Origin of the sequence: Acinetobacter sp. KAM396, assembly GCF_021602765.1 — a bacterium.
GTDB classification, from domain to species: Bacteria; Pseudomonadota; Gammaproteobacteria; order Pseudomonadales; family Moraxellaceae; genus Acinetobacter; species Acinetobacter towneri_A.
In genome coordinates, this window is sequence record NZ_BPPH01000135.1 from 1 (window position 1) to 220 (window position 220).

The 220-nt window shown below is 31.8% G+C and carries 1 protein-coding gene; it reads right to left on the reverse strand.

Features of this window, described 5'->3' with window-relative positions; translation table 11 throughout:
* Positions 1-23: 23 nt before the first annotated feature.
* On the reverse strand, positions 24-220 hold a 197-nt coding region (locus tag L6C30_RS14865), incomplete at its 5' end, for a transposase family protein (protein WP_236163358.1).

The following is a 220-nucleotide window of genomic DNA, read 5'->3' on the forward strand; positions in this document are numbered from 1 at the left end:
TAATAGATCTCTTGCGAAAGTCATTATTGAAAATTTATCCGGTTTACCAGTGCAGCGATTAAGTTAATGCGTAAACCGAATCTTTTCCGTCTATTTCGATAGCGTTCACTTAATATTCTAAATGTCTTCAATTGACTATTGATGTGTTCGATCACAACTCGTATTTTTCCAATCATTTTATTGTACTTTTTCTCAACATCAAATAAGGGTATATTCTTCT